Consider the following 7,616-nt stretch of genomic DNA (forward strand, 5'->3'; position numbering starts at 1 on the left):
CTTATCCATTGACGTTGATTTTTCTAAACTCTTATCCTGTGTCCTTGCGAAAGCCACCGTATAAGTGCACAAAACTGACTGATATTATTTTTTCTCCTTCGTTAGTTTCTCAATTTTATTTGCTAAATCTTCTGCTTGGTGCAGTACTGAAACTGGATCAGAAGCAAAGTAATATTCGGGAGCTAAAGTAATAACTTCTCCCTTTTTAACTGCATCAAGATTTGTCCATGTAGTTGGTAATGAACCACCCTTATTAAAGAAGTTCATCTCTATTACATAATCACCTACATAGTCATTTACAACTTCATATGATATTTCATAACGGTTACCATCTGCTTGTTTCGTATCAAACAATTCTTTTACTTTTGGTGGAGGTGTCATTCCTAATGTTTCATATAACGCTCTCCCTCCAACAACACCGTTCGGAGCAATAACTGAAAGGTTCTTTTTCCCTAAATCGAAAATAGTAAAGGTAGAATCTTTGTTGATTACTTTATTAATTTTTTCTTTTGCTGCTGCAATACGCTTATCAAAATCTCCTAGAAACTGCTCCGCTTGATCTGTACGTCCAAGGTATTCCCCCATCGCTTTGATCTCTTCATGAATAGATTTATGAGTAGTGTCAGAGAAAACAATCGTTGGAGCTATTTTTTCATATTTTTCAACCGCTTCTTTGTCCCATGTAATAATTAAATCAGGATTTACTTCCATAACTTTTTCTAGAGAAGCTTCACCATCACCTATATTTTCAATTGCATCTTCTTTATAATAGTCTTTCAAATAGGCTGCATAATCCAGGTTTGCCATAACAGCTCCTACTGGCGTGACATCAAGTGCTAACAATTGTCCTAAATACCAATCTGTCACTATTCTTACAGGCTTATCTGGTACTTCGACTTTACGACCGATATCGTCAGTAATAGTACGAGTTCCCGTTTCAGCTTGAACGTTTTCATTTTTCTGTTCTTCTTGTGCTTTGTTGCTCTTATTTGATCCGCATCCTGTTAAAATAAGCATCATACTAAGTACCATTAACAAAATTAACTTCATGTTCAATTTATTGAACATCATATATTCTCCTTTATTTGTGTCATTCTAAGTTTGTTTTTACTATATCTCCTACATATTCTTTCAACTTTAAAATCCAAATTGTGCTTCATGAAGTCTGCTGTATGTACCTTTCATCTCCAATAATTCACTATGATTCCCTTGTTCCTTGATACCCTCTTCTGTTACAACAATGATACGATCAGCATTTTTTATCGTTGCTAGGCGGTGGGCAATGACAAGTGTTGTACGCCCTTTCGAAAGATTAGTTAGAGCTTTCTGAATAGCAATTTCTGTTTCTGTATCTAGCGCAGAAGTGGCTTCATCTAAAATAAGAATAGATGGATTTTTCAGAAACATACGGGCAATGGAAAGACGCTGTTTTTGTCCTCCGGATAGTTTTGCTCCTCTTTCACCAATCATTGTATCTAACCCATTTGATTGAGAAAGGATAATCTCTTCAAGCTGTGCCTTTTTTGCTGCCGCCCAAATTTCCTCTTCTGAAGCGCCTAATTTACCATAGGCAATATTTTCGCGAATCGTTCCATCAAAAAGGAAAACATCTTGCTGAACTACTCCTATATGAGAACGAAGAGATTCTAACGTCATTTTCTTCGTATCAATGCCATCAATCGTAATTTTGCCGTTTTTGACATCGTAAAAACGAGGTAGTAAGCTACAAAGCGTTGTTTTACCTGCACCAGATGGACCTACAAGTGCTACCGTTTCGCCTGCACGGATTGATAAATCAATCTTCTCTAGCACATTTTCTTTATTTTCATAACCAAATGATACATTTTGATATTTAATATTCCCTTGTAGTTGTGCGACATCTACTGCGTCTGAAGCATCTGCAATATCCGGTTCTGTCTCAAGTAAATCCAAATAACGTCTAAAACCAGCAATACCCTTTGGATACATTTCAATTACTGAATTTATTTGTTGAATCGGCTGAAGAAATACATTTGATAGAAGTACAAAGGCGATAAATTCTCCATACGACATATTCCCTTGTATAACAAACCAAGTTCCACATAATAGGACGAAAATGGAAACAACTTTCATAAGAATGTAACTGATAGATGAATTCCAAGCCATTATTCGATAAGCAATCAACTTTGTATTACGAAAGCGACCGTTATTTTCAGTGAACTGCGCGATTTCATAATCTTCATTTGCGAAAGCCTGTACCACTCGCATGCCACTCACATTATTTTCTACCCTTGCATTGAAGTCAGCAATATCAGCAAACATTCGATCGAATGCCCGAGACATTTTCCGGCTAAAGTACAATGATAAATAGATGATCAGTGGAATGATGATAAATGTCAGAATAGCTAATTTCCAATTAATTGAGAGCATTAAACTAAATGCACCCGTTAATGTCATCAGTGCTATAAATAAATCTTCTGGTCCATGATGGGCAATTTCTCCGATATCCATTAAATCATTTGTCATTCGAGAAACTAAATGACCTGTTTTATTGTTATCAAAAAATCTAAAGGGTTGTTTTTGAATATGAGTAAATAACTCCTTACGCATATCTGTTTCAATATTCACTCCAAGCTTATGTCCCCAGTAAGTAACTACATAGTGAAGGAATGAACTGACTATATAAATTGCAAATAATCCAACACATGCCCATAAGATAAATGCCAAGTTTCCTGATGGCAACAAATCATCCACTACTCGATTTACCGCTAATGGAAAAGCAAGCTCTAATAATGCTGCGATGATTGCACAGGAAAAATCCAATATAAACAATCCTTTATAAGGTTTATAATAGGAAAAAAATCGCTTTAACATTGTCAAACACACTCCTACTCAGCAATATTTTTTTTAAATCTACATCCCTGCACTATTCAAAGGTGAAGGTAACGAAAGTTTTGCACAAATGTGTAATTCACTAATGGTAGCAAAAGAAAAGAGAGGCTTTTCTAAATCAAAACTGATTCAGGCATAGCCTCTCATCATTGAAAATAATTTAAATACTTATTACTTTCCCTATTTCTTAGATACTAGCAAATCTGCTATTTCTTCTGTCTGAGCTAATACTGCGATTGGGTCATATGGCCAGAACCTCTTAGGATCAAGAACAAAAACTTGGTCTTTTTTTACTGCATCCATTGAAGTCCACATACCTTGGTTGTACTATCTCCGGTTTTGTTACACGCAACCATAACGATTGCAAACACGATAAATAGTAGACAAAACAAGAAAGGTGATTTATTTTTAAACATTTTTATCCTTACGCCAATGATTATCATTCTCATTTAGAATATCAGTTTATTCATTTATAGTCGATGTCAATAAGTCAGTATTTTCATATGTTAGATAGTCAGTCTCTGATGTCTCTTTTAACAAATGTCTAACTTGAATTTCTAATTGTTTTTCCAACGCATATGCTTCACAAAATCTAAATTCTTCTTGCTTCAAAAAATAGATCTGCTGTTTTTGAACTGCCGGGATTGATTTCCAAACGGGGTGATTTTCTATTGTTTTTTTCAAACTTTGTAGATACCCACTTTTTTCACATGCAACGATAAACATATGATCTGCTGCATATTCTGGTAAACGATCCTCTGGAATTACTAAATGGTTTTGAGCATCCAACACTTCTCTCTGAATTCGCTCTGGTGCTGTTATTTCAAGCATATCGTACAAATTATAAGCTGCTCTCGCTGTTCGATCCCATATTCTTATGTATTGATCATCCCAAAACTCGTATAATGCTACTGTTTCATTTCGTTTTTTTAACTTTTCAATCCTTTGTTTAGATTGTTCCACCTTTTCTTTAAATGCTGCTATCCAATCTTCCGCCTTTTGCTCTCTCCCAAGAAGCTCCCCAAAAAAACGTAGCTCCTTTAGTAAATCTCTGTTTCCCCAATTAACCATCAAAACAGGGGCAATTTTCTCCATTTGTCCTATCCTTTCCGGGTTAGCATAATAGTAATAAGTTGGGACAATAATTAAATCTGCAGCCAGTTCATCTAGAGGGACTTTTCCTACATCAACAACACCACTTAAATCGGTTTGTAGAAGTTGAGAATCATTTAAGACTTCGTCTGTAGATGCTATTGGTTTAATACCTAACGCGAGCATATCCCCTAAAAATTGTAGTGCTATAATTCTCTCTGGCTTACGTTTTAAACGAAAATCACTTGGTGACATACCTACCAAACTTTTGAACTTTTTACTTAATGAACTACCATCAGCATATCCGACTTTATAAGCAATATCGTTTAATGGTGCATTGCTAGTAAGTAAATATTCCTTTGCTTTATTTACCCTTACGTATGCTAGATAATCAGAGAAATTCCAACCCATTTGCTTTTTAAAAAAGGAAGAAAAATAACGCGGATTATATCCAATCATTTCGGCCATAAAAGAGCGTGTGATTTTTTCATGATAATGCTCGTCAATATAAGCGCAAGTAGAACTAAATACTGTATTAGTGTGCCTAGTATCTGTCAAAAGGTAGAGCTCTAATAATTCTTTTAATAAATAATGTATTTGGTCATTTTCTTCCATTGAAGAAAAACACTCCATTAATTCTTTCATTATTATAAAAGCTCTTTGAGGTAATTTTTCTGTTAGAAATCCACTTTGAGGGAGATAATTATTTTGAAGATGGTACTTTAATTCATTGTCTAAAATACTAGTCAATTCATATTGCTCTACTGCAATTTGATAATATTGGAAAACATTATCAGAAAGCCTGTTTCGCATACGCAGGAGAGATCCTGGATGTATACAAATAAGATTCCCCTCTCTTATTGAAGACACTACTTCATTCAAGTAAGCCTCAGCCTCCCCTTTAACTACAAAGATTAGGGTGGGAGATTTAATACCATTAAACACCAATATATCCGTATGATTTATTTTTGTTATTTTTATATCTTTTAAAACATTGATTAATTTTATATGCCCTGCGTTTTTCGCCAATGAAATCTCCCCCTATAATTCATGATTAAAGCATACTTATTGAAATTCTTTTATGCTTAATCTATAAAATGATAATGATTATCATTTTCACTTTAATATATAATAGAATGATGAAATATAACAGGAAGATACCTCCACAATCAATATTTTTTCAGTTTGAATTATTGGAATGAAGGAAATGGGGATTTAGGTGACAAGTAATAAGGAACATTGGATATTAGCAAAAATGGGGTTTTACTAATATGATGAAGTTGCTGAAAATTAAATACGTCCGTCATTTCCTAAAGAATAACACTGCAGCTTGTTATTAATATTTTATACTTTTTTGATATTTATCTCATAAAATCCCCATCGTTGCTTTCAAATAGCAAAGATGGGGACTTTTTAATTGTTATTTAACCGTCCCTATTTTTACAACGAGTAAACCTGCACCTTCTTTAGACTGTATGCTACTTTTTTCAAACGAGGCTATATATGATGACAAATTTTCACTTAACTCATATATAAGTCAAAAGATATACATGTATTCTCCATACTTTAGTTGGGTATAAAAGTAAAACAATTATATTAAAATAGTATCTATTACTATATTTAGTAGATTTTACGATGAAAGGAAGATTAATACTCATATTAACCACATTCATAATGGCTACTTTAGTACTCAGTGCTTGTGGGAATGGCGACAAAGAAACAAAAGGTAAGGATTCAAGTGAAAAAAGTGAAGTGGACAATAAAGAGGTTTCTGCGGATAAAAAAAGAGGAAGAAACAGATCCTAAAAAAGAAAGTGAAATAGCAGAAGGTTCTAATGACTTTTCCAATTGATTTCCTATATGGCCAAGGAAACGCAAGGCACAACTAAAACTCTATATGAAAACAATAAGCCACAAGTACATAAAATGGGAGAATTCTCAGTTTCACTTGATGCCTATATTTTAGTTGAATTAAAGGATTTTCACACTGATTTTAACATTCCCTTTAAAGATCAAACAGATGGTGGCGTTATTTTAGCTAAGTACACAGTTAAAAACGACTCTGATAAAGACGCTTATTATATGTCTTCTCTAGATATTACAGTGACTTATGATGGTTTAGAAACCTATCATACAAATTACAGAGATTTAATCCCATTAGAAGATCAACTGAAGACAAAATTAGCGCCTGATAATAGTTATTTAGTACATGCGGGAGAATCTATCACATCCAATTCATTATGAAAAATATAGGATATGTTGCAGCATTAGCATTTGCCCTTTACGTCTTAACGGATATGGTTAACTGGACAGAACCAATGTTTTTTGATTACTTCTTGATTATCGTTTACTCAATCTGTATCTAATTAGTAATAGTTAATATTGTTCTGTATTTTAAAAAGAAAAGAGGTTAGCATAAGTGGTTGATTACAAAGTAACTAATAAAGAGGAATTTATCTCCTTGGTACAATCTGAAATATTAACTTCATCAGAGGTATTGGACGAATTACAAATATCTCGCCAGGCTTTAAACTCACTAGTAAAGCGAGGTAAGTTAGTTCCAGTAAAAGAATTAAGTCGAGATAAATTATTTTTAAGAGAAAATGTAGAAAGTCGAAAAGAAGCAGCTAAAGAGCTTCATACAAAATACAGACCTTATGACGAATAACAAAAAAAGACCAGGCTCAAAATTAATTGAGTACCTGGGCTTTATGTATAGTTATATTATGAACACCAGTGATTTCTTTATAAACTCAAAAACTATTTACCTCTGATTTTAAACTGTCTACAAATTCGTTAATTTGTTCCATTTTTACTTTTAGACATAGTGCAGGACCAGTTTCTGATGCACTATGATTATTCTTCTCCCCTGCATCTAACACAAAAATTAATCTATAATAAGGCTCCCATTCATCCCTTTCATGTTCGGGCACTTGAAGAAAACCATGTCCAGGATAATAATAATTACCAAATAGAGGAATGTGATAAATACACAAGCCTGGATCATGAGGCTCTAGCATACTTAGATGCATAGTATCGATTTGTTTTAAATCATCTAATAACTTTAAGAAATCTCTCTTTAAGCAAACGATTTCTGTATGCACCTCTGGAAAAGCAGGACCAGAGCGGAAATCAATAAAAAATTCTACACTTTCTTCATTGACTAACTTTAAATTTATTTCAACTTCACAACTGGGTTGACTAAAATAATCTTTTAATAAAGCCATAAATAATTCCCCTTTACCCTAATTAGCGTTTGGTTATACTAGATAACTTTAAATAAGTAAATTTCATTCAAGTAATTTCTATTTAACAAAATAAAAAGACAGAATCCACCCTTTTGGTTAAAATGAAAGCTCTGACCCAATCATCCACCAAAGGAGCGTATCTATCTGATGAATAGATTAACACATCACCAACAAATCAACAAAGGGTTTCTTGATTGGCAATTGCCTTTTTACTTTTCAAAGCCCGTATTACGGCATTTGACTCACTTTATCGATGGATGTCGAGCGTTTGTTTCACAGGCAAACTAACAGAAATCCATACCCTTAGCCACCATCAAAAGCATCGTACAACACTTTGGCATTTCCTTAAAACAGCCCATGGAATGTAGCCTATCTTCTACGACAATCCCAAAAATACGTGCGGCA

The 7,616-nt window shown here is 33.8% G+C and carries 8 protein-coding genes and 1 pseudogene; 4 read left to right on the forward strand and 5 right to left on the reverse strand.

Annotation, left to right across the window (positions count from 1 at the left end):
- Positions 1 to 84 precede the first annotated feature (84 nt).
- The 4 genes from JFL43_RS12805 to JFL43_RS12820 all read right to left on the reverse strand — a co-directional run bounded on the left by JFL43_RS12805 (position 85) and on the right by JFL43_RS12820 (position 4,992).
- Positions 85 to 1,071, reverse strand: coding sequence for an ABC transporter substrate-binding protein (locus JFL43_RS12805; protein WP_200749336.1), 987 nt, complete (start codon positions 1,069 to 1,071; stop codon positions 85 to 87).
- Positions 1,072 to 1,137: 66 nt separating this feature from the next.
- Positions 1,138 to 2,853: an ABC transporter ATP-binding protein gene (locus tag JFL43_RS12810; protein WP_200749337.1), complete on the reverse strand. Its 1,716-nt coding sequence runs from the start codon at positions 2,851 to 2,853 to the stop codon at positions 1,138 to 1,140.
- Between the two features lie 198 nt (positions 2,854 to 3,051).
- On the reverse strand, positions 3,052 to 3,174 hold the full coding sequence (locus JFL43_RS23065; RefSeq protein WP_267907798.1) for a hypothetical protein: 123 nt from the start codon (positions 3,172 to 3,174) through the stop codon (positions 3,052 to 3,054).
- Positions 3,175 to 3,333: 159 nt separating this feature from the next.
- Complete coding sequence (locus JFL43_RS12820) at positions 3,334 to 4,992, reverse strand: helix-turn-helix domain-containing protein (protein WP_200749338.1); 1,659 nt, start codon at positions 4,990 to 4,992, stop codon at positions 3,334 to 3,336.
- Positions 4,993 to 5,598: 606 nt separating this feature from the next.
- Here JFL43_RS12820 and JFL43_RS12825 point away from each other — a divergent pair.
- From JFL43_RS12825 to JFL43_RS12835, 3 genes are all read left to right on the forward strand, one after another.
- On the forward strand, positions 5,599 to 5,769 hold the full coding sequence (locus JFL43_RS12825) for a hypothetical protein (RefSeq protein WP_200749339.1): 171 nt from the start codon (positions 5,599 to 5,601) through the stop codon (positions 5,767 to 5,769).
- 54 nt (positions 5,770 to 5,823) lie between these two features.
- A complete protein-coding gene (locus tag JFL43_RS12830; protein WP_200749340.1) occupies positions 5,824 to 6,207 on the forward strand; it encodes a DUF5068 domain-containing protein in 384 nt (127 codons plus the stop codon).
- Between the two features lie 175 nt (positions 6,208 to 6,382).
- Positions 6,383 to 6,631: a DNA-binding protein gene (locus JFL43_RS12835; RefSeq protein WP_100794913.1), complete on the forward strand. Its 249-nt coding sequence runs from the start codon at positions 6,383 to 6,385 to the stop codon at positions 6,629 to 6,631.
- Between the two features lie 85 nt (positions 6,632 to 6,716).
- On the opposite strand, the gene JFL43_RS12840 is transcribed toward JFL43_RS12835, so the two are convergent.
- The gene (locus JFL43_RS12840; protein ID WP_200749341.1) at positions 6,717 to 7,190 is read right to left on the reverse strand and encodes a hypothetical protein; all 474 of its coding nucleotides are present in this window, start codon (positions 7,188 to 7,190) and stop codon (positions 6,717 to 6,719) included.
- A gap of 168 nt (positions 7,191 to 7,358) precedes the next feature.
- Here JFL43_RS12840 and JFL43_RS22605 point away from each other — a divergent pair.
- Positions 7,359 to 7,616: pseudogene (locus JFL43_RS22605) on the forward strand (IS701-like element ISPlan1 family transposase); the annotation flags it as partial.

It is taken from the genome of Viridibacillus soli, assembly GCF_016612995.1.
In the GTDB taxonomy this organism is placed as follows: domain Bacteria; phylum Bacillota; class Bacilli; order Bacillales_A; family Planococcaceae; genus Viridibacillus; species Viridibacillus soli.